This is a genomic window from Pseudomonas brassicacearum (assembly GCF_003732265.1).
Lineage (GTDB): Bacteria > Pseudomonadota > Gammaproteobacteria > Pseudomonadales > Pseudomonadaceae > Aquipseudomonas > Aquipseudomonas brassicacearum_D.
This window is the reverse complement of the sequence record NZ_MOBK01000001.1, coordinates 1115917-1140833: the sequence shown is the minus strand read 5'-3', so window position 1 is coordinate 1140833 and position 24917 is coordinate 1115917. Positions and strand designations below refer to the sequence as shown.

Annotated in this window: 19 protein-coding genes and 1 pseudogene; 12 read left to right on the top strand and 8 right to left on the bottom strand. The window is 59.7% G+C overall.

Annotation, left to right across the window (positions count from 1 at the left end; translation table 11 throughout):
- Positions 1–33: 33 nt before the first annotated feature.
- Positions 34–1905 carry a SurA N-terminal domain-containing protein gene (locus BK660_RS05350; protein ID WP_123432401.1) on the top strand — a complete coding sequence of 624 codons (1872 nt, stop codon included), beginning with the start codon at positions 34–36 and terminating at the stop codon, positions 1903–1905.
- Between the two features lie 229 nt (positions 1906–2134).
- The gene (locus tag BK660_RS05345; protein WP_123432400.1) at positions 2135–2983 is read left to right on the top strand and encodes a DUF2242 domain-containing protein; all 849 of its coding nucleotides are present in this window, start codon (positions 2135–2137) and stop codon (positions 2981–2983) included.
- A 343-nt stretch (positions 2984–3326) separates the two neighbouring features.
- Here the strand turns inward: BK660_RS05345 and BK660_RS05340 are convergent, their stop codons facing one another.
- Together BK660_RS05340 and BK660_RS05335 are read right to left on the bottom strand one after the other, a co-directional pair.
- Positions 3327–4367: an AraC family transcriptional regulator gene (locus tag BK660_RS05340; protein WP_123432399.1), complete on the bottom strand. Its 1041-nt coding sequence runs from the start codon at positions 4365–4367 to the stop codon at positions 3327–3329.
- 3 nt (positions 4368–4370) lie between these two features.
- Positions 4371–5501 carry a carbon-nitrogen hydrolase family protein gene (locus tag BK660_RS05335; RefSeq protein WP_123432553.1) on the bottom strand — a complete coding sequence of 377 codons (1131 nt, stop codon included), beginning with the start codon at positions 5499–5501 and terminating at the stop codon, positions 4371–4373.
- Positions 5502–5789: 288 nt separating this feature from the next.
- On the opposite strand from BK660_RS05335, the pseudogene BK660_RS33550 reads away from it, so the two are divergent.
- Positions 5790–6578 (top strand): annotated as a pseudogene (locus BK660_RS33550) (HAMP domain-containing protein); the annotation flags it as partial.
- A gap of 18 nt (positions 6579–6596) precedes the next feature.
- Complete coding sequence (locus BK660_RS33545; protein WP_404942935.1) at positions 6597–7442, top strand: methyl-accepting chemotaxis protein; 846 nt, start codon at positions 6597–6599, stop codon at positions 7440–7442.
- Between the two features lie 14 nt (positions 7443–7456).
- Here BK660_RS33545 and BK660_RS05325 read toward each other — a convergent pair whose 3' ends face one another.
- Genes BK660_RS05325 through BK660_RS05315 form a run of 3 tightly spaced genes read right to left on the bottom strand, consistent with a single transcriptional unit; the run spans position 7457 to position 10629 of the window.
- Positions 7457–8983 carry a DHA2 family efflux MFS transporter permease subunit gene (locus BK660_RS05325; protein WP_123432397.1) on the bottom strand — a complete coding sequence of 509 codons (1527 nt, stop codon included), beginning with the start codon at positions 8981–8983 and terminating at the stop codon, positions 7457–7459.
- Positions 8976–10157, bottom strand: a complete 1182-nt coding sequence (locus tag BK660_RS05320) for an HlyD family secretion protein (RefSeq protein WP_123432396.1) — start codon at positions 10155–10157, stop codon at positions 8976–8978. Before BK660_RS05320 ends, BK660_RS05325 begins: the two co-directional genes overlap by 8 nt.
- Positions 10150–10629 carry a MarR family winged helix-turn-helix transcriptional regulator gene (locus BK660_RS05315; RefSeq protein ID WP_123432395.1) on the bottom strand — a complete coding sequence of 160 codons (480 nt, stop codon included), beginning with the start codon at positions 10627–10629 and terminating at the stop codon, positions 10150–10152. Before BK660_RS05315 ends, BK660_RS05320 begins: the two co-directional genes overlap by 8 nt.
- Positions 10630–10951: 322 nt before the next feature.
- On the opposite strand from BK660_RS05315, the gene BK660_RS05310 reads away from it, so the two are divergent.
- The 3 genes from BK660_RS05310 to BK660_RS05300 are packed head-to-tail and all read left to right on the top strand — an operon-like array spanning position 10952 to position 13743.
- Positions 10952–11893: a Rieske 2Fe-2S domain-containing protein gene (locus tag BK660_RS05310; protein WP_123432394.1), complete on the top strand. Its 942-nt coding sequence runs from the start codon at positions 10952–10954 to the stop codon at positions 11891–11893.
- A gap of 17 nt (positions 11894–11910) precedes the next feature.
- Positions 11911–12939 (top strand): aromatic ring-hydroxylating oxygenase subunit alpha, encoded by a 1029-nt coding sequence (locus BK660_RS05305; protein WP_123432393.1) that lies wholly within the window; start codon positions 11911–11913, stop codon positions 12937–12939.
- Between the two features lie 24 nt (positions 12940–12963).
- A complete protein-coding gene (locus BK660_RS05300) occupies positions 12964–13743 on the top strand; it encodes an SDR family oxidoreductase (protein ID WP_123432392.1) in 780 nt (259 codons plus the stop codon).
- On the opposite strand, the gene BK660_RS05295 is transcribed toward BK660_RS05300, so the two are convergent.
- A complete protein-coding gene (locus BK660_RS05295) occupies positions 13740–14147 on the bottom strand; it encodes a VOC family protein (protein ID WP_123432391.1) in 408 nt (135 codons plus the stop codon). The genes BK660_RS05300 and BK660_RS05295 overlap by 4 nt on opposite strands.
- Positions 14148–14336: 189 nt before the next feature.
- Here BK660_RS05295 and BK660_RS05290 point away from each other — a divergent pair, with 189 nt between their 5' ends.
- Genes BK660_RS05290 through BK660_RS05270 form a run of 5 tightly spaced genes read left to right on the top strand, consistent with a single transcriptional unit; the run spans position 14337 to position 20516 of the window.
- Positions 14337–16577, top strand: coding sequence for a CoA transferase (locus BK660_RS05290; RefSeq protein WP_123432390.1), 2241 nt, complete (start codon positions 14337–14339; stop codon positions 16575–16577).
- 50 nt (positions 16578–16627) lie between these two features.
- The gene (locus BK660_RS05285) at positions 16628–17365 is read left to right on the top strand and encodes an SDR family NAD(P)-dependent oxidoreductase (RefSeq protein ID WP_123432389.1); all 738 of its coding nucleotides are present in this window, start codon (positions 16628–16630) and stop codon (positions 17363–17365) included.
- A gap of 24 nt (positions 17366–17389) precedes the next feature.
- The gene (locus BK660_RS05280; protein ID WP_123432388.1) at positions 17390–18685 is read left to right on the top strand and encodes an acyl-CoA dehydrogenase family protein; all 1296 of its coding nucleotides are present in this window, start codon (positions 17390–17392) and stop codon (positions 18683–18685) included.
- Positions 18682–19734, top strand: coding sequence for a phosphotransferase family protein (locus BK660_RS05275; RefSeq protein ID WP_123432387.1), 1053 nt, complete (start codon positions 18682–18684; stop codon positions 19732–19734). The genes BK660_RS05280 and BK660_RS05275 overlap by 4 nt, the downstream gene beginning before the upstream one ends.
- A gap of 26 nt (positions 19735–19760) precedes the next feature.
- On the top strand, positions 19761–20516 hold the full coding sequence (locus tag BK660_RS05270; protein ID WP_123432386.1) for an SDR family NAD(P)-dependent oxidoreductase: 756 nt from the start codon (positions 19761–19763) through the stop codon (positions 20514–20516).
- Positions 20517–20555: 39 nt separating this feature from the next.
- On the opposite strand, the gene folE is transcribed toward BK660_RS05270, so the two are convergent.
- Together folE and BK660_RS05260 are read right to left on the bottom strand one after the other, a co-directional pair.
- Positions 20556–21113 (bottom strand): GTP cyclohydrolase I FolE, encoded by a 558-nt coding sequence (gene folE / locus BK660_RS05265; protein WP_123432385.1) that lies wholly within the window; start codon positions 21111–21113, stop codon positions 20556–20558.
- 79 nt (positions 21114–21192) lie between these two features.
- Complete coding sequence (locus tag BK660_RS05260; protein WP_123432384.1) at positions 21193–24756, bottom strand: indolepyruvate ferredoxin oxidoreductase family protein; 3564 nt, start codon at positions 24754–24756, stop codon at positions 21193–21195.
- Between the last annotated feature and the right edge of the window lie 161 nt (positions 24757–24917).

Here is a 24917-nt window from a genome sequence, read left to right as displayed (position 1 = left end):
TAATTTTGAAGTTCAACCGTTTCTGGGGGACGCATGCTGCAGAATATCAGGGACAATTCACAAGGCTGGATTGCCAAGACCATTATCGGGGTCATCGTTGCACTGATGGCTTTGACCGGTTTCGATGCCATTTTCAAGGCCACTACGCACAGCAATGATGCGGCCAAGGTCAATGGTGAAGAAATCAGCCAGAACGAGCTGAGCCAGGCGGTTGATATGCAACGCCGTCAGCTCATGCAACAGCTGGGCAAGGATTTCGATGCTTCCTTGCTCGATGAAAAAATGCTGCGCGAATCGGCCCTCAAAGGCTTGATCGATCGCAAATTGCTGCTGCAAGGCGCACAGAACTCGAAGTTCGCTTTCTCCGAAGCGGCCCTGGACCAAGTGATCCTGCAGACGCCTGAATTCCAGGTCGACGGCAAGTTCAGTCCGGAGCGTTTCGACCAGGTGATCCGTCAGCTCGGCTACAGCCGTATGCAGTTCCGCCAGATGCTGGCTCAGGAAATGCTGATCGGTCAGCTGCGTGCTGGCCTGGCGGGTAGCGGTTTCGTCACTGACGCTCAGGTACTGGCTTTCGCCCGTCTGGAAAAACAGACCCGCGATTTCGCTTCCCTGAACGTCAAGGTTGACCCGGCGGCTGTGAAGCTGACCGACGAAGAAGTCAAAGCCTACTACGACGAACACGCCAAGGAATTCATGACGCCGGATCAGGTGGTCATCGACTACCTGGAATTGAAGAAGGCTTCCTTCTTTGATCAGGTCGCCGTCAAGGATGAAGACCTGCAAGCGGCGTATCAGAAAGAAACCGCGAACCTGTCCGAACAGCGTCGGGCTGCGCACATTCTGATTGAAGTGAACGACAAAGTGACCGAGGCGCAAGCCAAGGCCAAGATCGAAGACGTGCAGGCGCGCCTGGCCAAAGGCGAGAAATTCGAGGCACTGGCCAAAGAGTTCTCCCAGGACCCGGGTTCGGCCAACAATGGCGGTGACCTCGGTTACGCAGGTCCTGGCGTCTACGACCCGGCTTTCGAAAAGGCCCTGTATTCGCTGGCCAAGGATCAAGTCTCCGAGCCGGTTCGTACCGACTTCGGTTTTCACCTGATCAAGCTGTTGGGTGTGGAAGCACCTGAGGTGCCGACGTTTGCCAGCCTGAAAGACAAGCTGACCCGCGAGCTGAAAGCCCAGCAAGTCGAGCAGCGTTTTGTTGAGGCGACCAAGCAACTGGAAGACGCCTCATTCGAAGCGTCCGATCTGGCCCAGCCGGCGCAAGACCTGAAACTGACCGTTCACACTTCCAAGCCATTTGGTCGTGAAGGCGGTGAGGGCATTGCGGCCAACCGTGCAGTAGTAACCGCTGCGTTCAGTCCTGAAGTGCTGGATGAGGGTGCCAACAGCACCGCCATCGAACTCGATCCGGAAACCGTGATCGTTCTGCGCGCCAAGGAACACCTGAAACCGGCACAGCTGCCGCTGGAAGCCGTGAACACGGCCATCCGCGCGCAATTGGCCAAGGAGCACGCCAGCGCTGCCGCCAAGACCAAGGCTGAACAGCTGATTGCCAGCCTGCGCGACGGCAAGACCCCGCTGGACAAGGCCATCGACGGCCAGAACTGGAAAGTGACCGAAGCGGCTACCCGCGCTCAGGAAGGGATTGACCCGACTGTGTTGCAGGCGCTGTTCCGGATGCCCAAGCCTGCCGCCAAGGACAAGCCGACCTTCAGCAACGTGACCCTGGCCGATGGTAGCCTGGTGATCGTGCGTCTGAACAACGTGAACGAAGCGGCCGCGCCGACCGAAGAAGAAAAGGCTCAATACCGCCGCTTCCTCGCCTCGCGCATTGGCCAGCAAGACTTCGCGGCTTACCGCAAGCAGCTGGAAAGCGAAGCGGACATCAAGCGTTATTGATGCCTGATTGAGCGTCTCGCGACACAAAGACCTCGGCCGAAAGGCCGGGGTTTTTTATGCCTGAAGGGAAAGTGAAACGGTTATCCGTCGCCGCAGGCGAGTGTGGAGCGACCTTTTCCCGTCAAAGGGAGTCTTTACACTTGTATCTGTTTTAAGACACTAATCGATGCTCCGCTAAGCATCGATCTGTTGCACAATACGCCCCGGACCGTTTTCCTCAGGATGTTCAATGTTTAAATCAATTCCCATGCGTCTCGTCGGGTTGGCACTGGTGCTCGCTGCTGCTGCCGGCTGCTCCTCCAAGAAAGCCGCGATTTATGAGCATGAGAACTTCTCCGACTCCGGCACCTTTTCGCGCAATTACCCCGTGAGCGATGCGCAGACCTGCGAAGCCGCGCGGCGTGCCTTGCTCAGCCAGGGTTACATCATTACCAGCAGCGATCCCAAGCTGATCAGCGGGCACAAGAGTTTCCAGCAGACCGGCGATACGCACATGGAGATCAGCTTCAGTGTGGTCTGCGCCGATGACGGCAGCGAAGGGCACCATGCGACCATGTTCGCCAACGCCTTGCAGGACCGTTATGCGCTGAAGAAAACCAACAACTCTGCCAGCCTGGGTGTCGGTGTGTTGGGCTCGGTGTCGATGCCGATCGGATCGTCCGACGATTCGATGGTCAAGGTCGCCAGCGAAACCGTTTCGTCGGCCAAGTTCTACGAGCGTTTTTTCACCCTGGTCGAATTGTTCCTGCCGCCGGAAGCGAAGAAAGCCGCGCACATCGTCGAGAAGCCGAAGACCGACCTGGGCGTGCCTGAACCCAAAGCGGCGCCTGCCGCGTTGGCACCAACTCCCGCGGAAGCGACGCCAGCCCCAGCACCAGCACCAGCGGCTGAGCCTGCACCGGCCCCAACGGCCCCAACGGCCTCTGAGCCAGTTGCACCGCCGGCTGAAACCGCCCCGATTACCCCGGCGCAAAACAGTGAACCGGCACCGGCCACAGAAGCGGTCACGCCGCCACCACCGTCGGACCTGCCGCCACCCAGCGAGCCGATCCCGGCGATGCCAGTCTCCGGTCAGTAATCGTTTATCTACGGGATCGGGTCTGACGACACCGATCCCGTAGGCGCTTAACGTTGATCTGCATCAGCCAGGCCGTAGTCCTACAGCCTGTATCGAAAAAAACCTGTGATAAATTCCTGACCGCCTGCTACGTTTTATTAACTAGCCGCTGAGCGGTGCATCCGCGTCATCTTTCTTTCACGGGGGCACTTTATGCTCAAGGCGTTGGTCATTTATTCAGGCATTTTTTAAACGAGCGCTGGGGGATTCAAAAATGGACGAATATCAAGAAGAGCTGCTCGAGTACCAGGCGTTTGAACTGGACCCGCTGGAACCCGCCGAAGACGCTACCGAGCTGTAAGCGTCAAGCGGATTGGCGATGGCTACGGCGAAACTCGCCGGGAGTCTGGCCATTCCAGCGTTTGAAGGCCCGTTGGAAGGCTTCCGCTGAAGCGAAACCCAACAGGTAGGCGATTTCTCCGAACGCCAGTTCGGTATCGCGGATGTAGGTCATGGCCAGGTCGCGACGGGTGTCGTTGAGAATCGCGCGAAATTGCGTGCCCTCTTCGGCCAGTTTGCGGCGCAAGGTCCAGGTGGGCAGCTTCAGGCGTGCCGCCACTTCTTCCAGGTCGGGTTCCCGGCCGCCATTGAGCAACGGCCCCAGCAACTGAGTGATGCGTTCACGCAGGCTGCGGGTGCGTGTCAGCTGTTCCAGTTCCCGTTCACAGAGTTGCAGCAGATGTCGCCAGGTGCTCGGACAGTGTTCCGGGTTGCGTTGAGCGAGGCTGGCCAGGCTGAGGCGCAGTTGATTGTGCTCGGCGCCAAACTGGATCGGGCAATCGCCCAGCAGGGCATAAACCTCGCGGTAATCCGGCGCGTCGAATTCGATCTCGATACGCTCGGCGCGCAACGGGGCAGGGCTGATGCTGGATAACTGGTGCAACCAGCCGGCGATGATCGAATCCACCACAAAGCGGTTGTAGGCGTTGTAGGGGCTGATGGAATAGAAGCGCAGCCATGCGCCCTGAGCGTCTTCATGAAAGCTCGACTGACCGCGATAGTTGGAGCCGTACAAGGCTTCGAAACGAATCAGGCAGCGCGCGGCTTCCCGAACCGTGGGTGCCTGCGCAGCCGTGACACCGGCCAGACCGGCCTGACTCAGGCGACTGAGCTGACCCATGCGCAAACCCAACGCGGGGTCGTCCGTCAGCTGAATCGCCCCATGGCCCAAACGCATATAGCGCGGGATCGACAGCCGGGCACCGGGCTCCGCCAACCGGGCTGCATCCAGCCCGTATTGGTCGAGCAACGGTTGCGGGTCTGCACCGTGGCTGCGTACCGCATCGGCCAGGCTATGGACGAAACCCACCGATAAATCCCCGAGGCGCATCGGTAGCGGTTTCATGGGTCACAACCAGAGGTTCAGCAACCGCGCGCCACGGGCATTGCCGTCGGCGAACTGTTGACCGTTGTTGCTGAGAAAACTTTGCCCGGCGCTGCCCTTGTCCCAGAACTGTCCACGCAGGAACACGCTCATGCCGGCAATGGCCTGGCTCGCGGGCGGTTGGGCGGTCAGGGTCAGGCGATGCCAGGCCTGACCTTCGCTCAGTTCGCCGGGCTTGAGGCTGACGGAGGCGGGTGTCGGCAATCCGCGGTAACCGCGCCAAGGCTTATCCCAAGTGTCACGGCCGATGACGTACGCCGGAACGGCCACCAGTTGCACGCCCTGATCATCGAGCTTGCGGTAATTGTCCGGGTACCAGCTGTCGCTGCCGATCAACACGCCCAGGCGCCCGGCAGGCGTATCGACGACGGTGAGTGCCTGTTGTTCATTGGTCTTGATGTCCTCAGGCTCCTCGAACACCGGGTGCATCTGGCGTTGAGGCTGGCCAATCGGCAGGCCATCGCGGCCAAAGATCACACTGCTGTTGTACAGCGCGCCGCGGCCGATTTTCAGCGTGCCGTCGATCACGCTGGGCTCCGGCAACACGATGCTGCCCGCTACCAGCGTCACGTGAAACTCTTTCGCCAAGCCGCCGAACAGGGCCTGATAATTCTTGGCCATGCCTTTGGCCTTCATCCGCAAATGGGCATCGTCGATCCGACTGTCGCCCTTGGCGCTGATCAGCGCACGAACGAACTGCAGCGGATTGCTCGCCGCCAGCCAGTTCATCGCTTCCTGCAGCGTCGTGGCCTGGTACAGCTCATCTTTCTCGCCGCTGACCATCAGCCAGGTGCCGACATGTTCAGGCAGCACGACGATGGTCTTGTCGTTCAGCAGGCCCTGGTCCTGGGCCTTCTGCAAATAGGCCGCGAGTTTGCGGTGCAGGCGTTCGGGGCTTTGATAATCGGTGGGGAAGAGTTCGGGCTGGATGCCCAGCAGGTTGCCGCGATCGGCGGGTGTGCCTTGATCGATGGCCAGGTTGATGCGCAGGTCCGACAGGTAATGGCCCACCGGGCGATCCGCGGCCCACATCGCGTAAGTGGTAAGGGCGGCAATGATCGCCATGGAAAAGGTCAGGTACAAAAGTTTGCGCATGAGGAAGCAGTCAACGGCCGTGTGCAGCATGGATTTTCAGTATGTTTAGAATCGCAGGGTATGGCAAATCAACGGGTTGGAGAAAAAATTTCCATCCCTTGTGAGGTTTTTTTTCATGCCAAATGAAATCCCGATTTAAGCGGAGCCAAGTAAGAGAGCTGCCATAGCGTCGCAACGGGAGTCCGTTTTTTCATTAATATTCCGACAGTAGAATCAAATACTGTATAAAGAATAAATCAGGATAGGCGACCTGCTCAATCACGCCCTATAACAAAAACGGTAACCACCATGTCATTTCTGAAAGGTCTCTCCATCGGAGCCAAGCTCCTCGTGTTGCCCGGAATATTTGTACTCGCTCTACTGCTGGTCTCGGGTCTGGCGTACCGCGGGCTGGCCACGCAACAAGCGGTTATCGAGGAAATCGACCAGTTGCGTTTCCAGCAATATCGCCAAGTGCTGGAAACCTCGGCGGCGTCGCAGGCTGCGATGGTTGGCGCCTATGCCATCGGGGCGCGCATCCTTGAATCGAATGGGCAGGCTTCTACCGAGGAGCTGGAGTCATATCTGGAGGATATGCAGGCCAGTGTCGACGATATGCGAGCCGGGCTGGACAAGGTAGCCCGCGAGACGCGTTTGGGTGAGGAGGAAAAAGAGCTTTACCGTGCGGTACAGGAGCAGGCCGCGGTGGTGGGTGAAGGCCTGGCCGATTTCAAGCGCACAGCCTTGAGCGATCAGATACAGGCTGCCTCGCTGCTGGGCCGGGTGCGCGCCGACAACAATGGCTTACAAGGTCAATTCAACCGCTTGCTGGGCCTGCAGGCAGAGCTGACCTCCCGCGCATTTGCCGAGGCCGCCAAGCTACAACAACAGGTCTCACGGATGCTGGTCGTGGTGTTACTGGGCGCCAGCGCACTCGCCATCGTGGTCAGTCTATTGTTGCGCGCGCAAATCATCCGGCCCATCCGGGAGATCGAGCAGGCGTCGATCGAGTTGCGCGATGGCGATCTGACCCGGCGCGTTCGGGTCATGGGTCGAGACGAAGTGGCCCACACGGCTCAGGCGTTCAACCAACTGATTGACAGCTTCCAGCAGGCCATGCGCCAGGTCGCGGGCGTCGCGGCATCGGTTGGCGCCTCGGCCGAGGAACTGGTGGGTGCCTCGGCGCGCGTGGCTGAAAGCTCCACGGCACAGGCCGGCGCGGTGGGCGCAGTTTCAACGACAATCGAGCAGATGAGCGACGGGATTGCGGCGATCTCCACGCACGCTGAAAGCCTGCGCAGTTGTGCCGAGGCCAGTTTGCGCGGAGCGCAGGACGGCCATCTGGCGTTGTCGCGACTGCTCGAGAAAATCGGCAATGTGCGCTTTGCATTTTCTGCTATTCGCGGTTCAGTGGGCGACTTTGTCGAAAGCACTACAGCGATTACCGCCAGTATCGGTCAGGTCAAGGACCTCTCCGCACAAACCAGCATGCTCGCGCTTAACGCGGCGATTGAAGCGGCGCGGGCCGGAGAGAGCGGGCGCGGTTTCAGTGTGGTGGCCGACGAGGTGCGCCACCTTGCACAACGTTCTGCGACCGCAGCCAATTCGATCAACCAGTTGACGATGAAGCTGGAGAGTCAGTCCGAAGTCGTCGACGAAGCATTGAGCGCGGGCACTGTTGCACTGGACGACAGCAGCCGACTGTTGCTTGAGTTGGAAAGTACCCTGCAACAAGCGACGGAGCTGGTCGGTGACTCCACGCGCGGGGTAGACCGGATTGCCGATGCGGTGAGCGTGCAGAGCGAGGGTGGGCGCGGCATCGTGGAGAACGTCGAGCACATCTCACGCATGGCCGGCGAGGGGGATGCGATTACCCACCAGGTATCGAGGGCCGTGGTTTCCTTGCGTGAGCTGTCTGACGAACTGAACCTGGCGGTGGGACGCTTCCGCTTCGAGGCGTGATCGAACTGAGTTGATTACGCAGGTGTGGTTTTCTGAATCTTTGGCGTCCTGAATACCAATAGCAGCGGTATGACGCCAATCGATAGCCACATCAGCAGCTTGAAGTCATCCAGGTAAGCCACCCAACTGGCCTGCACTGTGATCATGCTATCCAGCGCTGCACGTCCGCCGGCGGTTAATGGATTGAGCAGGTTGCTGACGGGCCAGGCATCGAACAGGCGGTTGAACGGCGTAATGTTTGCACCGATTTCGGCGTGGTTGATCTGGGTGTTCTGTGCCAGCAGCACCGTCACGATCGAGATGCCAACACTGGAGCCGACGTTGCGTGACAAGTTGTACAGGCCGGTGGCGTCACCACGCAGATTCGGGGGCAGGGTGCTAAAGGCTATGGTGGTCAGCGGGACGAACAACAGACCCAGGCTCGCGCCCTGGACAAAGCCCACGTAGATGATGGTGTTGATGGACACTGCCGGCGTCCAGCCGGTCATCATGTACATCGACCAGGCGGACAGCACCAAACCGCAAAACAATATCCAGCGAATATCGACTTTGCCGATGATCCTCCCGGCCAGGAACATGCTGAGCATCGTCCCCAGGCCGCGCGGCCCCATGACCATGCCAGCCGTGAGCACCGGGTAGCCCATCAGGGTTTGCAGGTACGGTGTCATAAGCGCCAGCGACGCCAGGTAGGTGATACCAATGATGAAGATAAACACCACGGCCACCGAGTAATTGCGGTCCTTGAACAGCTTCAGGCTGATAAAAGGCTTGTCGTGGGTGAAGGTGTGGACGATGAAAATATATGAAGCGACAGCGGCTACCAACGCCTCAAGGAGGATTTCCCCGGAGTCGAACCAGCCCAGTTGTTCGCCGCGGTCGAGGAACAATTGAATCGACATAATGGCCACGCTGAGCGAGCCAAAGCCCAGCCAGTCCAGGCGTGCGGTTTTGTCGGCCGGGGTTTCGCGAATGAAGCGGGTCATGCCGATAAAGGCCAGCAATCCGATAGGCAAGTTGATGAAGAACACCCAGCGCCAGCTGAGGTGCTCTGTTAACCAGCCGCCAAGCATGGGCCCGAGCACGGGACCGACCATGACCGATACTCCGAACAAGGCCACCGCTGAACCTCGGTCTTTCTGTGGGTAGATGTCCAGAAGAATGCCTTGTGACAGTGGCACCAATGCCGCCCCTGCCAGCCCTTGCAGCAATCGGAACAGAATGATTTCTTCCAGGGAGCGGGCGATGCCACAGAGCACCGAGGCCAAGACAAAACCAAAGATCGACCACAGCAACACGCGCTTGCGACCGAAGCGTCGGGCAAGGAATGCCGAGGGCGGCGTCATGATGGCTGTGGCGACGATGTAGGAAGTCAGTACCCAGTTAATCTGATCGGCGCTGGCCGATACGGCGCCCTGCATGTAGGGCAGCGCGACGTTGGCGATGGTGGTGTCCAACGCCTGCATGACCACTGCCAGTACCACACACAATGTGATCAGTACCCGCAATGGCGATGGCGGCAGTGGCCCGGTCACTTCACTCATGATGGCGTGCGAGCAGGTTTGCCAGCGGTTTGGGCAAACCACGGGCAGTGCCGGTATCGATTTCAACCACGGCGCTCATGCCATGGCGCAGTGCAGGTTTGCCAGCAGCATCGTCGATACGGACCCGTACGGGAATGCGCTGCACAACCTTCACCCAGTTGCCCGTGGTGTTCTGTGCCGGCAACAATGAAAAGCTCGAGCTGGAAGCCGGGCTGATGCTCTCCACGGTGCCATGCCAGGTCACGCCGGGGTAGGTGTCTACTTCAATGGTTACGCCTTGGCCCGCATGAGCGTTGGTCAGCTCGGTTTCTTTCGGGGACGCGGCTACCCACAAGTGTTCGCTCGACACCAGGCTGAAACCCGATTGTGGTGGTTGCAGGTACGCACCTACTTGCAGCGAGTCAACGTTGGTCACGATGCCGTCGAACGGAGCGGTCACCACGGAGTTGCGCAGATTACGTTCGGCTTCCTTCAACGTTGCTTGTGCTTGCAGGTAGGAGGGGTGTTGCTCAATAGGTCTATCCAGCTGCCCGCCCAGTTGGGCCAGCGCCGCGTCAGCCTGGGCCTTGGCAATCGACACCTGCTGGCGGGTATTGTCGAGGCCCTGGTGGGCGTCGTCGTAGATTGTCTTTGATACGGCAGCAACGCTGATCAGCTTTTCCAGTCGTTGAAAATTGGTCTGGTAGTAAGGCAGCCTGGCTTCAGCCTGGGCGATCTCGGCCAGCGATTGGTTGTAGCTGGCCTTGAGATAAAGGATCTGGTTGCGTGCATTTTCCAGCTGCGCCTTGGCGCGGGCCAGGGCGATTTCAAAAGGTTCGGGCTTGAGGCGGAACAACACTTGCCCCTTGCTGACGGCTTGGTTGTCAGAGACTTCAATGGCCGCGACGATCCCGGCCACATCGGTGGAAACCCCCACTCGTTCTGCCTGGATATACGCATTGTCGGTGCTCACGACCTGGCCCCCCAATACATACCAGGTCGCACAGGCCGCGACGGCAATGGGCGCCAGCAGAAACAGGCCGATGCGCCAGCGTTGCCGTGCCGGGTCTGTCGGTTCTTGAACCGGGCTATCAGGGGCCGGAGCTTCGGGTGCCGACACCTGGGGTTTCTCCAGTGGCTCGAGCGGTCTGGCGTCAGCGTGCACGGCAGGGCGCTGCAATGTCGGCTCAGCCATGCTTCACCTCATCCGCCTTACAGTCTGCGGATTCCTCCACGGGCTGACTGCAGGCCGTCAACAAGTGTTCACGCATACGTTCGAGGTATTGCAGCAATTGGTCGTGCTCCTGGATGGAGAAATCCGCCATGGTTTCCAGTCGGGTTTGCTCGCCGATAGTGCGCATGAATTGCAACAGCGGATGAGCAGCCGGGGTGAGAAACAGCAAGGAGTAGCGGCGGTCTGTGGGATGGTTGCGACGCTCGATCAGGCCGCGCTCCTGCATCTTGTCCAGCAGGCGCACCAGCGTGACTGATTCGATTTCCAACAAGTCAGCCAACCCTTTCTGGTGGATGCCCTCATGAATGGAAAGCTTGGCGAGGACCTGCCATTGGGAGCGCGTAAGACCGGCAGCGCGAGCCCATTGTTCAAAGCGTTTACGCATCAAGCGGGCAACGTCATGGAGCACGAAACCGAGGGTGGATTGGGTCATCTTCACCGCACCTTGAAGTCAATGAGCATGCTCATGGTAATCAGGCTTATGGATTGTTCGCTAGCTATTTCCTATAAGAACATGATCACAAAATTAATAAATGTCCATTTGTTGGTCGCAAAAGAAGCCTGATTGTGCTCTGCAAGCCTTTTATCTAGGGCTGTCACTGAAAGTAATGAGTGATTGTCAGCATTTATTTAGATTTCGACAGAAATTATGAAACTGTATATTTTGGTTTGCCGGATTAACCTCGAAGCGCTACCGTTAGCATTGACTGCGTTCAACGCAATTGCCCAAAACACAATAACAATGAGGCAACCCGATGATGACCCCAGGCTGGTGGGCCATGGCCCTTTCCGAGGCCGTGAATGATCAAACGCCATTGGCAGTGGCCTTTGGGGGCGAGGAACTGGTCCTGTTCCGTAACGCCGCCGGTCAAGCCTTTGCATTGGAAGATCGTTGTCCACATCGGCGCGTGCCGCTGGCGTTGGGTCGGGTAGTCGAGTCCGGTTTGCAATGCGGTTATCACGGCTGGACCTTTGACGGCGCCAGTGGTGGCTGTACGCAGATCCCCAATCTGCACGCCGGTGAGCGCGTACCTGCGCGATACGCCGCGCGAGCCTTTGCGGTGAGGGAGGCAAATGGTTTTGTCCATGCATGGTTGGGTGATGGAGCGCCGCAAGGGGAATTGCCCAGCAGCGATTACCAGCCAAGCGGACGCGAATTTACCGGTTCCACCATCGTCAACATGAGTCACGACCAGTACCTGGCTGCGATGCTCGACGGCCCGGAATGCTTGCTCGATTTTACCCATGTGCGCCTCACCGATTTTTTCCTTGGCGATTTACGCAGCGAGCAGGGGCGTGCGGTTCTGGAGCGCGGTGCGGTATGGAGCACACAATTTCTGCCGTCGCAGTTTGTGGTGGATTATCCCTTGATTGTGCGCACTGCCGTCGCGTTGCAAGGCGGCATTATTCGTGTGGATTTACTCAGCGAAGACGAGTTGCCGCTCATCACGCTGATGATCTCGAGCGGTGCCAACCGTCGTGGCACTACCAGCCTGTGTTGGCGTGGCTACGTGCATGAACAGGTGCCGGCCAAAGCACCGTTGCGCTGGCGAATCGCACGCCTGCGCAAACGGGCGCCTTTCAGCGTGAACGGTCTTATTGATGGGACGGCCATCGCGGCCTTGCTTGAAGCCTCGTCCCGCGAGCTGAAAACCTTGCGCCAACCGCACTTGATTCCCGTCAGCGCAGTCGTCTGAGCACTGGAGAACCCACTATGCATGCCGTGCCTTCCTCCACCGATACCCTCCCTGGCAAAGTGCGGGGTGACTGGACGCCGATCAACTACGACCTGCGTGACACCTGGTTCCCGGTTTCCCATAGCCGCGACCTGAGCGCGCAGCCCATCCGCCGCATCATTCACGCTCAGCCCTACTACCTGTGGCGGGACAACGGGCAAGCGGTGGCTGCTGAGTTTCACCCCCACCGACCAGACAAGGCACCGGTGCTGACCGCGTTTACCGGAGGTCGCGGGTTTTATCCATTGGTGGAGCGTTACGGCTACATCTGGGTCTGGTACGGCAACCCGGACGCTGCCGACACGCAATTGCTGCCGCATATTCCGTTTCTGCCGCAGGATGGCAGCCTTCCCGGTTACACCCAGCGCACGGTGCGTTTCGATGCGACATCGGCGCTCTCGGTGGAAAACCTGATTGACCTGACCCATGCCGATTTTCTGCATGCCAATACCATTGGCGACGGCATCAGTGAGTCGGATGTGGTGGAGGTGCAATGGACCTCCGAAACCGTGACCCGTACCCGTACCGTGGCACAAAAGTCAGTGGCGCCGATCATGCGCTGGGTCGGCGGTGTGCGCGCCAAGTACCAGGATTTTCGCGCGGTGCTGCACATTCATTTACGCAGCAACGTGTGCATCTCCTATCCGCGCTTTCGCCCCGGTTACGACGTGCCTAACCTGCAACCGTTCTTGCCGGTGGGCAAGCATCGCTCGCGGTGTGACGTCACCTTCAACACCACCGCTGCACCGGCGCCTTTTCGCTACGTGATGCCGCGCATCAACTACATCATTCAGCCCCAGGACAACTCGGTGGTGCGCCCGCAGAATCAGCGCTATTTCGACACTGACGAACGTCGTGACCTGCACTCGCGTTTCGATACGCCGGGCACTCGTTATCGCTATCAGATGGAGCAGTTGGTCGAACGCCAGCGTGCCGGCCTATTCGCCTACGGCAGCGATGCTGAACCCGGGCGCGATATCAGTGCCTTGTTGGGCATGAATGACTGACACCATCACGCGGGGAGCACTGAAATGGATCTGGGTATTGGTGGGCGAATTGCGGTGGTGTGCGCATCCTCCCGAGGGCTTGGCAAGGCCTGTGCGCTGGCGTTGGCGCAAGAGGGCTGCGACGTGCTGATCAATGGCCGCGATGCGCAAACCCTGGCGCAAACTGCCCAGGACATTCTTCGCAGCACTGGCCGTCTTCCGCGCACGGTGGTGGCAGACCTGTCCACCACGGCAGGGCGTCAGGCGCTCCTGGCCGAGTGTCCGGTGGTGGATATTCTGGTGACCAACAACGGCGGCCCGGAGCCGGGCCGCCTGGAAGACTGGGACCACGCAGCCTGGCTGGCCGCCATTGAGGCCAACATGCTCTCGGGCATTTTGCTGATTCAGGCGGTGGTGGGCGGAATGCGCGAGCGAGGGTTTGGCCGCATCGTCAATATCACGTCGGCGATGGTCAAGTCGCCACGCTTGCCCTTGGGACTTTCCACGGCTGCGCGTGCCGGGCTGACGGCTTTTTGCAAAGCGCTGTCAGTCGAGGTCGCACGGGATAACGTGACCATCAACAATCTGCTGCCCGAGCGCATTGAAACCGACCGCCTGCGTTTCATGACCGAGCAGTTGGCCAGGCATCGACAGCTCAGTGTCGAGCAGGCGCGGGTGGAAATGCTCAAGCCGATAGCGGCGCGTCGATTTGGCCAGCCGAGTGAACTGGCGGCAGCCTGTGCGTTTCTGTGTTCGGCTCAGGCCAGCTATATCACCGGGCAAAATCTGCAGATCGACGGCGGCAGTTACTCCGGGCTGATTTAGCGGCCCCGGTAATTCTTCCAATCGGCTGGCGGCTCTTCACTGGCGTCGAAGTCCAGCTCCACTTCAACCCCGTTGGGGTCCTGCATGAACAGCTGCCAGGTGCGCTCCGCGCCTGGAGCACGAATGATCTTGAAGCGCACGCCATGCTTGGCCAGGTGCGCGCAAATCGTCTGCAAGCCACTCGCACGAAACGCCATATGGTCGAGCACGCCACGTCGCGGCTCCGGCATTTGCGCGACGCCCACCACATGGAGGACTGGCTGGTTCTGGGTATACAGCCAGAAACCGGGGACCGGGAAGGGTGGGCGTGGTCCTTCGACCAGGCCCAGTACCTCGATGTAGAAATCCCGTGTCGCTGCCAACTGGTCAGAAACGATGGTGAAGTGGTCCATGCGCAGGATCATGTCGAGACCTTTGATTGTACTATTGAACGGATTACAAGGTTTTGTTCATATTAGGGCTTATGATTCTATATTCGGAATACTAATCTATCTATGGAATTTATCGTCAGTGGTTTAGGGTGACGCCATGGATTCGTTCTGCAGCTTCGCTGCAAAACGCTATGAGCAGAGCAAGTCACTGAAAGGTGCTGTATGAGCCAGGCAATCCTCGAAGGAATTCGCGTCATCAGCCTGTGCTCCGGCATCGCCGGTTCAGCCGCCGGCTTGCAACTGTGCGAAGCGGGCGCCGAAGTGGTGATGGTTGAGTCACCTGGCAACCCGGCCCGAGATCAACAGGCTCTCTTCGCGGTGCTGAACCGCGGCAAGCGTAGCGTCACCCTTGACCTGGCAAACCCTGCCGACCGCCAGCAGTTGCAAGTACTGCTAGGCACCGCCGATGTGCTGCTGCACGACTTCACCCCCGCAATGGCACAGACCCATGGTTTGGCAGACGCGCAGCTCGTTGCAGACTTTCCTCGCCTGGTTATTTCCGCGATCGGCGGCTGGCCGCAACGGCATGCGCTGGCGAATGCCATTCCTCGGGAAACATTAATCCTGGCGCGTCTGGGCCTGTTGGACGAGCAGCCTGCGCATCGTCCCGGTCCGGTGTTTGTACGCATGCCATTTGCCAACTGGCTGGCCTGCTGGTTGTGTGTGGTCGGGGTGATGGCGCGGTTATTGGCGCGCGACCGTGACGGCTGTGGCGGCATTGCTCATACGAGTTTGGCCCAAGCAGCCTTGGTGCCAATGACCATGCATTGGAACCGCGCACAAACGCCGACGCCGGCCTTTGCCAAGGGCCTGGATAAACACATCCCGATTCCATTGCACCTGTGCGCTGATGGTCGCTGGTTGCATGTGCACTATTCGCCGGACAAATCACCGTGGATGGCCGCAGCGCTCAGTGAGTTGGGCGAAACTGAAGTGGCTCGCTTGAATGCGCTGTGGCCACCGAGTCATGTGGCGCCTAACTTCGGCGCCAACAAGGCGATCATCGCCACACGACCGGCGCAGGATTGGGTCGAGCATTTCTGGCAGCACGATGTGGCCGCGCAAATTGCCGGTGCCTTTGGCGATATTTACTTCGATGAGCAAGCGCGCCTGAATGGCTATGTGGTTGAAGTCGACGACGTTCAACTGGGCAAAACCCTGCAACCGGGACCGGCCTGGCAAGTGCAGCCTCCTGCACGAGTCGGCGGCAGTGCGCCACTGGCCGGGGAAGGGAACGCCGGACTGCCCGGCACTGATGACGTGGTTCCAGTGCAACGGCACGAGTCCGACCCCTCTGCACCTTTGCCGCCGCTGCACGGTTTGAAAGTACTGGATCTGGGCGCCTACCTGGCCGGGCCGTTTGCTTGCATGCTACTGGCGGACCTTGGCGCCGAGGTCATTAAAATCGAGGCCCCCAAAGGCGACGCCATGCGCCGCCTTGAACGGATTTTCAGCGGTACTCAGCGTGGCAAGTTGGGGGTGGCGCTGCAATTGGGTGATCAGCAAACCGAGCCTGTCGTTGAGGCGCTGGCACGTTGGGCCGATGTGGTGCACCACAACATGCGGCTGCCGGCCGCACGCAAACTCAAGGTCGACTACGAGAGTCTCAAAGCGCTTAACCCGCAGTTGGTGTATTGCCATGTCAGCGCCTACGGACCGACCGGCCCGCGTGCAGACTGGCCGGGCTTTGACCAACTGATGCAGGCCTCCTGCGGTTGGGAAGTGGAGCAGGGCGGTACGGGGCAGGCGCCGATGTGGCTGCGCTTTGGCGTCGGCGATTTTTTTGCCGGTCTATCTTCGCTCTATGCCTTGCTGCTGGGGTTGTACGAACGCAACCGCAGCGGCGCCGGGCAAATGGTCAGCTCTTCCTTGTTAGGTGCCACATTGCTGTCGATGAGTGAAGCGGTGGTGCTGGAAGACGGCAGCCTCACGCCTGTCGTTCATATGGATGCGCAACAGACAGGTCTGAGTGACGCACATCGGCTCTATCTGTGCAGCGATGCCTGGCTGGTGGTGGCAGCGCTGGAACCTGATGAAGTGCAGCGTTTCACCGCATTGGTGGGCCATCAGCCCCACGACTATTTTGCAGGCCTTACCCGCCAGGCGGCGCTCGCAGCTTTGGCTGCCGAACAGGTGCCGGCGCAAGCCGTGCTGGAGGCGCAGATGGATGCATTTCTCGACAGCCCCGAACACGCCGCCGCGGGTCTGCATGCCCATTATTCCCATGCGGTGTACGGCGACCTGCAACAAATCGGCGCGTTCTGGGATTTCGGCAACTTGCCGTTGTCGCTGCAACGCCCGCCACCGGCCCTTGGCCAACATACCCGGCAAGTCCTGGAAGCGCTCGGCGTTACCCACAGCGACCTTGAGCGCCTGGTCTCGGCCGGTCTGGCAGCGCTGTAACGGCGGGCCGGTTGTCCGGCAGCATTCTTCGACAAGCACAAGGAACACCCATGTACGAGTTGGATTTCAGCGGCAAAACCGTGCTGGTGATCGGCGGTTCCAGTGGCATCGGCAATGGCATTGCGCAGAATTTTCGCCAGCGTGGCGCCGTGGTGTATGTCTGGGGTACGCGAGCCTCTGCGGCGGCGTATCAGGATTCGCCCGACTCAAACCTTGAGGGCCTGCACTATGCCCAGGTCGACGTCGCGGACGCAGCATTGATCGAGGCCGCCAGTGTGCCATTCAGCCAACTGGATGTGCTGGTGCAAGCGCAGGGCACGGTGCTCTACGATCGTCAGGAATTTCTGACCGAGGGCTTCAAGCATGTGCTCGACGTCAACCTCACCAGCCTGATGGTGTGTGCGCAGAAGTTTCATCCGCTGTTGATGCAGGCCAAGGGTTCGATGATCACCGTCAGCTCGGCCGCAGCGTTCCACTCCACTCGCGGAAATCCGGCCTACAACGCCTCGAAAACCGGCGCTTTTGGGCTGACTCGCACCCTGGCCGAAGCCTGGGCCCGTGACGGTATCCGGGTTAATGGGATTGCCCCGGGGCTGGTGGAAACCAAGCTGACTCGGGTGACCACCAGCAACCCTAAACGCCTCGAAGGCGCACTGCGTTCGATTCCGCAAGGGCGCCTGGGCACGCCTCAGGACATGGCCAACGTGGCGCTGTTTCTTGCCTCGCCGCTCGCGAGTTATCTACTGGGCCAAACCCTGTTGGTCGACGGCGGCATGCTGCTGGCCTGATCACTCTTTGCTAGGAGAAACACCATGGCCTGGGACTTTCAGACCGACCCCGAGTTTCAAGCGGAACTGGATTGGATCGAGCAGTTTGTGCGTGAGGAAGTCGAGCCCCTCGACCATGTATTGGGCAGCCCATGGAATATCCATGACCCGCTGTTCAAGCAATTGGTCAAACCGTTGCAGGCGCAGGTGAAAGCACGCAAGTTGTGGGCGTGTCACTTGGGTCCGGAATTGGGCGGGGCCGGGTACGGTCAGGTGCGCCTGGCACTGATCAATGAAATTCTCGGCCGATCGCTGTTTGGCCCGATCGTGTTTGGCTGCCAGGCGCCGGATTCCGGCAATGGCGAAATCCTTGCCCACTACGGCACTCCGGCGCAGAAGCAGCGCTACCTGCAACCGTTGCTCGATGGCGATATCGTGTCCTGCTTCGCCATGACCGAACCGCAGGGCGGCGCGGACCCCGCGGTGTTCACCACCGAAGCGGTGCGCGATGGCGATGACTGGCTGCTGAGTGGCGAAAAATGGTTTGCCTCCAATGCCCGCTACGCAGCGTTCTATATCGTGATGGCGGTGACCGATAAAAATGTCTCGGTGTACGAAGGCATGTCGATGTTTATCGTCGCTGCTGACGCACCTGGGGTGAGCATTATCCGCAACGTCGGTATCGCCGATGACCCGGCCGCCACCCATGCTTATCTGTCATTCGACAAGGTGCGAGTGCCCGCGAGCGATATGCTCGGCGCGCCCGGGCAGGCATTTGTTGTGGCCCAGGTACGATTGGGTGGCGGCCGCGTGCACCACGCCATGCGCGTCATTGGCCAGGCACAAAAAGCCCTGGATGCGCTGTGTGAACGATCCCTGTCGCGCAGTACGCAAGGCAGTCGTCTGGCGGACAAGCAGATGGTCCAGGAAAAAATTGCCGACTCATGGGTCGAGCTGGAACAGTTTCGTTTGCTGGTGATGCGCACGGCGTGGCGCATCGACCAGTATCAGGATTACAAACGGGTGCGCAAAGACATCGCTGCGGTGAAGTCCGTCATGCCAAAGATTCTGCATGACATTGCTGCACGAGCCCTGCATGTGCATGGCTCGCTAGGGGTCAGTGACGAAATGCCGTTTACCGGTTACATCGTGCGTTCTTTCCAGATGGGACTGGCCGACGGGCCAACTGAGGTGCACAAAGTCACGGTGGCTAAACAGTTGCTGCGCGATTATCAGCCTTGCGACGAATTGTTCCCCGATTACCACCGGCCCACCGCCGCGGCCCGTGCTCGGGAAAAATACGCCGACGTGCTGGCCACCCTTGGCGAGCGGGATGTATGAACGATTGGCAGGATATGGTCGACCTTGAGCGTCTGGCCGATTGGATGGATTCCCAAGGCCTGGAAAGCGGCTCCATCGAGGCGCCGATACGCTTGACCGGCGGTACACAAAATCTGTTGCTGCGCTTTCGGCGTGGGTCGCGTGAATTCGTATTGCGTCGGCCTTCCAGGGAATTGTGCGAGATCGGCGGTAAAACCATTGCCCGCGAAGCACGTTTGCTCAAGGCATTGGCCGGCTCACAAGTGCCCCATGCCGGTTTGATAGCCGACTGTATTGACCCGTCTGTTTTGGGCGCCAGTTTCTACTTGATGGAGCCGGTGCAGGGTTTTAATCCCAACAGTGCGGCGGGCTTGCCGGTGCCGCACGCACAGCAGCCTGCCATGCGCAGGCGCATGGGACTGGCCATGGTGGATGCGCTTTTGCGCTTGGGCGAAATTGACTACCAGGCCGTGGGGCTGGCGGATTTTGGTCGGCCTGAAGGGTTTCATCAGCGACAGGTGTCACGCTGGTTGGCGCAGCTGGACAGTGTCAAAGACTATCCCGGTTGGCCCGGTGCGAGTGGCTTGCCGGGGCTCGAACGCTTAGCCAACTGGTTAAGCGATCATTGCCCGCAGCAATTCCAGGCCGGTATCCAGCATGGTGATTTTCACCTGTCCAATGTCATGTTCCGGCACGACAACGGGGAGCTGGCTGCCGTGGTCGATTGGGAACTGGCGACCGTCGGTGATCCCTTGCTCGACCTTGCCTGGCTGGTGGTGACCTGGCCCGGTGCCGACGGTCGCGGGGCGGGCACCATCGAAGTCCATCCCTGGGATGGCTTTTGCAGCAGTGAGGAATTGGTCGCCCATTACCGCGCCGGCAGCTCACGTTCGTTGGCGGACTTCACCTGGTATCTGGTGTTGGCGGGTTTCAAGCTCGGCATCTTTCTTGAAGTCAGCCATGCCCGTGCCTGTGCGGGTAAAGCCTCCAGAGCCACGGGTGAAAAGCACCACGCCTCGGCGCTGCGCCTTTTCGCGGCAGCGTTGCAGCGCATTGATCAATCAGCCTGACAAATCCCAAACAAGAGGAACAGCCCATGCAACTGGCCGGTAAACGGATCATCGTCACAGGGGGCGCCCGCGGTATTGGCGCGGCAGTGGTGAAGGCGTTTGTGGAGGAGGGGGCCTATGTCGTCAGCCTGGATCTGGGCGAAGCGGCCTCGATAACCGGTGACGGTGGTGGTTGGGCGCACACGCGAGTCTGCGATATCGCTGACAGTCAATCGGTGGACGCGGCTTTTGCCTGGGCCACTGATCAGCTCAACGGGCTGGATGTGCTGGTGCATGCCGCGGGCATCGCGCCCAATGCCAGCGCCGACAGCATTACGCTGGACGAGTGGGAAAAGGTCTTTGCGGTGAATACCCGTGGCACTTTCCTGACCAACCGCGCGGCCTATGAGCTGCTCAAGGGCAGCGGCGGGCGGATCATCAATTTCGCCTCGGCAGCAGGTGTGCTCGGACAGCCGGGCAAAGCCCATTACGCCGCGAGCAAGGGCGCTGTACTGGCATGGACACGCACGGTGGCGCGGGAGTGGGGCCCATTGGGCATTACCGTCAACGCCATCGCTCCGGCGATGTGGACGCCGATGTACGACGCCACCCGCGCGAGTATGAGCGCCGAGCAATTGCAGCAGCACGATGCGTACATGGCCGGGCAAGTGCCGATCGGCGGAAAGCTGGGCGAACCGGCCCGGGACCTGGCCCCCGTGCTGGTATTTCTTGCTGGCGACGGTTCGCGGTTTGTCACCGGTCAGACACTGGTGGTCGACGGCGGGATGTTGATGCTCAGTTGAGTGGCAGGCGGTGTGCCTGGGCGAACCCGGCACACACGCCTAGCGACCGCGGATCAGTTGTAAAAACTCCTGGCGGGTGTTGTACGACTCGCGGAAGGCGCCGAGCATCACCGAGGTGCTCATCACCGAGTTTTGCTTCTCCACGCCTCGCATCATCATGCACATGTGCTTGGCCTCGATCACCACCGCCACCCCGGCAGCATCAGTCACTTGGGCAATGGCGTCGGCAATCTGCCGTGTCAGGTTTTCCTGAATCTGCAAACGACGGGCGAACATATCGACAATACGCGCGATTTTCGACAGCCCCAGCACGTTGCCCGTCGGGATATAGGCGACATGGGCCTTGCCAATAAACGGCAGTAGATGGTGTTCGCACAGGGAGTAAAGTTCGATGTCCCGGACGATGACCATCTCATCGTTGTCCGATTCAAACAACGCGCCATTGACGATCTGTTCGAGGCTTTGCTGGTAGCCATGACACAGGTACTGCATGGCTTTTGCCGCGCGTTTTGGCGTGTCCCGCAAGCCTTCTCGTTCTGGATCTTCGCCGACACCCTGGAGAATTTCACGGTAGTGGTTAGCCAGTTCTTCGTTCATTGCTCACCTTATTGTTTTTGACTGCGCCTTGCCGATGAGCGCAAACATCTAGCCCGCGCCGAAGCGCGGGCTATGAGGTTTAAAGTTGGGTCACCGCGATTTTACGGTTGCCCTGGCTGGCATCATGAAATTGTCCGGTCGAGCCAGTGCGCCACTGCACCAACAACTGCGTCTGGCGCTGTTGCGCGTGACCGAGGAATCGCTCTTTCACCGGACCGTACCCGCGAACACTTTCAGGCAGCTCCACCAACTCCTGAGCCAGGCTCAGATTTTCGGCAGTCAAACCCGTCAGCACGAGGTCGAGGATGCGTTCGTAGTTGGCCAGCCAGTTGCGCTCCACCTTGCGTTCATGGGTACGGCCGAACGGATCGAGCCAGGTGTTGCGCAGGAACTTGAGCTTGGCCAGCAGCTTGAAGCCTTGCAGCATCCACGGGCCGAAACTGCGTTTCTTCGGTTCGCGACCGGAGCCGTTATCGTTCAGCAGCGGCGGTGCCAGATGGAAGCGCAGGCGGTAGTCGCCCTCGAAGTTGGCCTGGATTTTTTCCAGGAATTGGCCATCGGTAAACAGACGCGCCACTTCGTATTCATCCTTGATCGCCAGCACTTTAAAGTAGTAGCGGGCGACGCTTGCCGAGAGTTTACCCGGTTGCCCAAGCAGTGCCGTTTCCGCCTTCATGAATGCTTCGACCCGTTGCTGATAACGCTGGGCATAGGCCTTGTTCTGGTAGGCCGTGAGGAACTCAGTGCGTCGTGCCAGCGTTTCTTCCAGGCTTTGTGACAGCTGACGGTCTGCGCTGCGTACTTTGCCGGCCTCCAGCTTGCGCAGTACCCTTGGCAGGTCATGGGCGGTGCACCGGCCCCAGTCAAAGGCTGAAAGGTTAAAGGGTACCGCCGTGCCATTCAGTTTGATGGCCTGTAGCAGCGCCGCTTTACCCACCGGCAACCAACCTTTCTGGTAGGCATAGCCGAGCATGAAGGTGTTGGTGGCAATCGAGTCGCCCATCAGCGCCGTGGCAATTTTGCTTGCATCGATAAAGTCCGCCTGGTCAGAACCGACCGCTTCGGCAATTTGTGCCGACATGCTTTGGGTCTGGAACTTCGGATCGGGGTGCTTGAGCAAATCACCGCTTTCCGCTTGCTGAGCGAAGGTACGCACAAAGGCGCTGGTGATGTTTTCCTCGCTGTTGATCAACGCGTGGGTGACGCCGTGCCGCAGCTTGGACAGGGTTTCGGTGTTGGCGCTGACCACCAGGTCGCAACCGAGCAGCAGGGCGGCTTCACCCTCGGCAATCCGGGGGGCAAACAGCTGTTCCTGGTGCGCGGCAATGCGGATGTGCGACCACACCGCGCCGCCTTTTTGCGCCATGCCGGCCATGTCCAGATTGAGCGTGCCTTTGCCTTCGATGAACGCCGCCATCCCCAGCAGGGCGCCGATAGTCACCACGCCCGTGCCGCCCACTCCAGTGACCAGGATGCTGTAAGGCTCAACCAGCGCGACGGTCGCGGGCGTCGGCAAATCCCACACGTCATCCTTCGCGGCCGCCAGGGCCTTGGGTTTGCGCAAGGTGCCGCCTTCGACCGTGACAAAACTCGGGCAAAAACCGTTGAGGCAGGTGAAGTCTTTGTTGCAAGAGGACTGATCGATTTCACGCTTGCGGCCGTATTCGGTTTCCACGGCCACCACCGACATGCAGTTGGACTTGCTGCTGCAATCGCCACAGCCTTCACACACCGCTTCGTTGATCACGACCCGACGTGCCGGGTCCGGGAACTTGCCGCGTTTACGGCGCCGACGTTTTTCCGCGGCACAGGTCTGGTCATAGATAATTGCGGATACACCCTGGAACTGGCGCAACTGTTCCTGCACTTCATCCATCTTGTCGCGACGCAGCACCGGCACGCCGTCTGCCAGGTCATGGATGTACTGGTATTTTTCGACATCCTCGCTGACGACCACGATCCGCTGTACGCCTTCGGCCGCGAGCTGCCGGCTGATCTGCGCGACGCTGAGGGTGCCGTCCACGGGTTGTCCGCCGGTCATGGCCACGGCATCGTTGTAGAGAATTTTGTAGGTGATTTGCACCTTGGCCGCGATAGCGGCGCGAATCGCAAGAATGCCGGAGTGGAAATAGGTGCCGTCGCCCAGGTTGGCGAAGACGTGCTGGGTCTTGGTGAAAGGCGCCTGGCCGATCCATGCCACGCCTTCGCCGCCCATCTGGCTGAAGGTCTGGGTCTGCGGGTAGATCCATGCCGCCATGTAGTGGCAGCCGATGCCGGCCAGCGCACGACTGCCCTGCGGGACCTTGGTCGAGGTGTTGTGCGGGCAACCGGAACAGTAGTGGGGCACCCGTTCCATCAGGTTGCTGAACTGGCCTTTGCTGGCCAGTTGCGCGTCCAGCACGGCCAGGCTGATTTGCAGCGCGCCGCTCTGATGCAGGCGCAAGATACGCTTGGCCAGCGCACGGGCGATCATCGCCGGGGTCAGGTCGTTAGTGGCCGGCAGCAACCACCCGGTGTGCGGCAGGCTCCATTCGCCCTTGTCGTCAAACTTGCCGACGATGCGCGGGCGAACGTCTTCGCGCCAGTTGTAGAGTTCTTCCTTCAACTGGTACTCGATCATGTGGCGTTTTTCTTCCACCACCACGATTTCTTCCAGGCCCTCGGCAAACTGCCGCACGCCTTCAGCCACCAGCGGCCATACCATGCCGACCTTGTACACGCGAAGGCCGATCTGCTGCGCGAGTGTTTCGTCGATGCCGAGGATTTTCAGCGCCTGGCACACGTCGAGGTATGACTTTCCGGACGTGATAATGCCGATACGTGCTTTCGGCGAGTCCATCACGATCCGGTCGAGACGGTTGACCCGGGCATAGGCGAGGGCGGCATATAGCTTGTGTTCAAGCAGGCGTTGTTCCTGCGCCAGGGGCGGGTCAGGCCAGCGGATATTCAAGCCGCCTTCGGGCAGCGGGATATCGGGAATGATTGGCTGTACGCGATGAATATCGATGTCGACAACGGCCGCGCTTTCCACCGTATCGGCCACCGCTTTGAGGGCAACCCAGCAACCGGAATAACGCGACATGGCCCAGCCGTGCATGCCGTAGTCGAGGTATTCCTGCACGCCCGACGGCGCCAGTACCGGCATCATGACCGCTTTGAAAATGTGTTCGGTCTGATGGGGCAGCGAGGAGGAACGGGCGCCATGGTCATCACCGGCGATGGCCAGCACACCGCCAAATTGCGAGGTGCCGGCAGCGTTGGCGTGGCGGAACACATCACCGCAGCGGTCCACGCCCGGGCCTTTGCCATACCACATGCCGAACACGCCATCGTAAGTCGCACCCTCGAACAGATTGACTTGCTGTGTCCCCCAGATCGATGTGGCGGCGAGATCCTCGTTCATGCCCGGATGGAACACCGTGTGGTGCTCCTTTAGATAGTCACGGGCCTTCCACAAGGCCTGGTCGAAACCACCCAGTGGCGAACCACGATAGCCGGAAATGAACCCGGCGGTATTCAGACCACTGGCCAGGTCGCGTTGGCGCTGCATCAGAGGCAGACGCACCAGCGCCTGAATCCCGGTGAGCAAAACTTTTCCGCTGTGCTGGATGTATTTGTCATCCAGAGACGGGGACGCACTCATGTTCATCCTCCAGGCTTTATTGTCACGGCGGCGCCAGGAGAGCGGCGATGCCTAGTTATAGGCCGGAGTCTAGGGAGGGGGTTTTGGATCGTAAAATCACAAAAACAGCGAAGTGGTATTGGATATTCAGATACCGGAATGCGAGTGGGTTTTTTACGGTT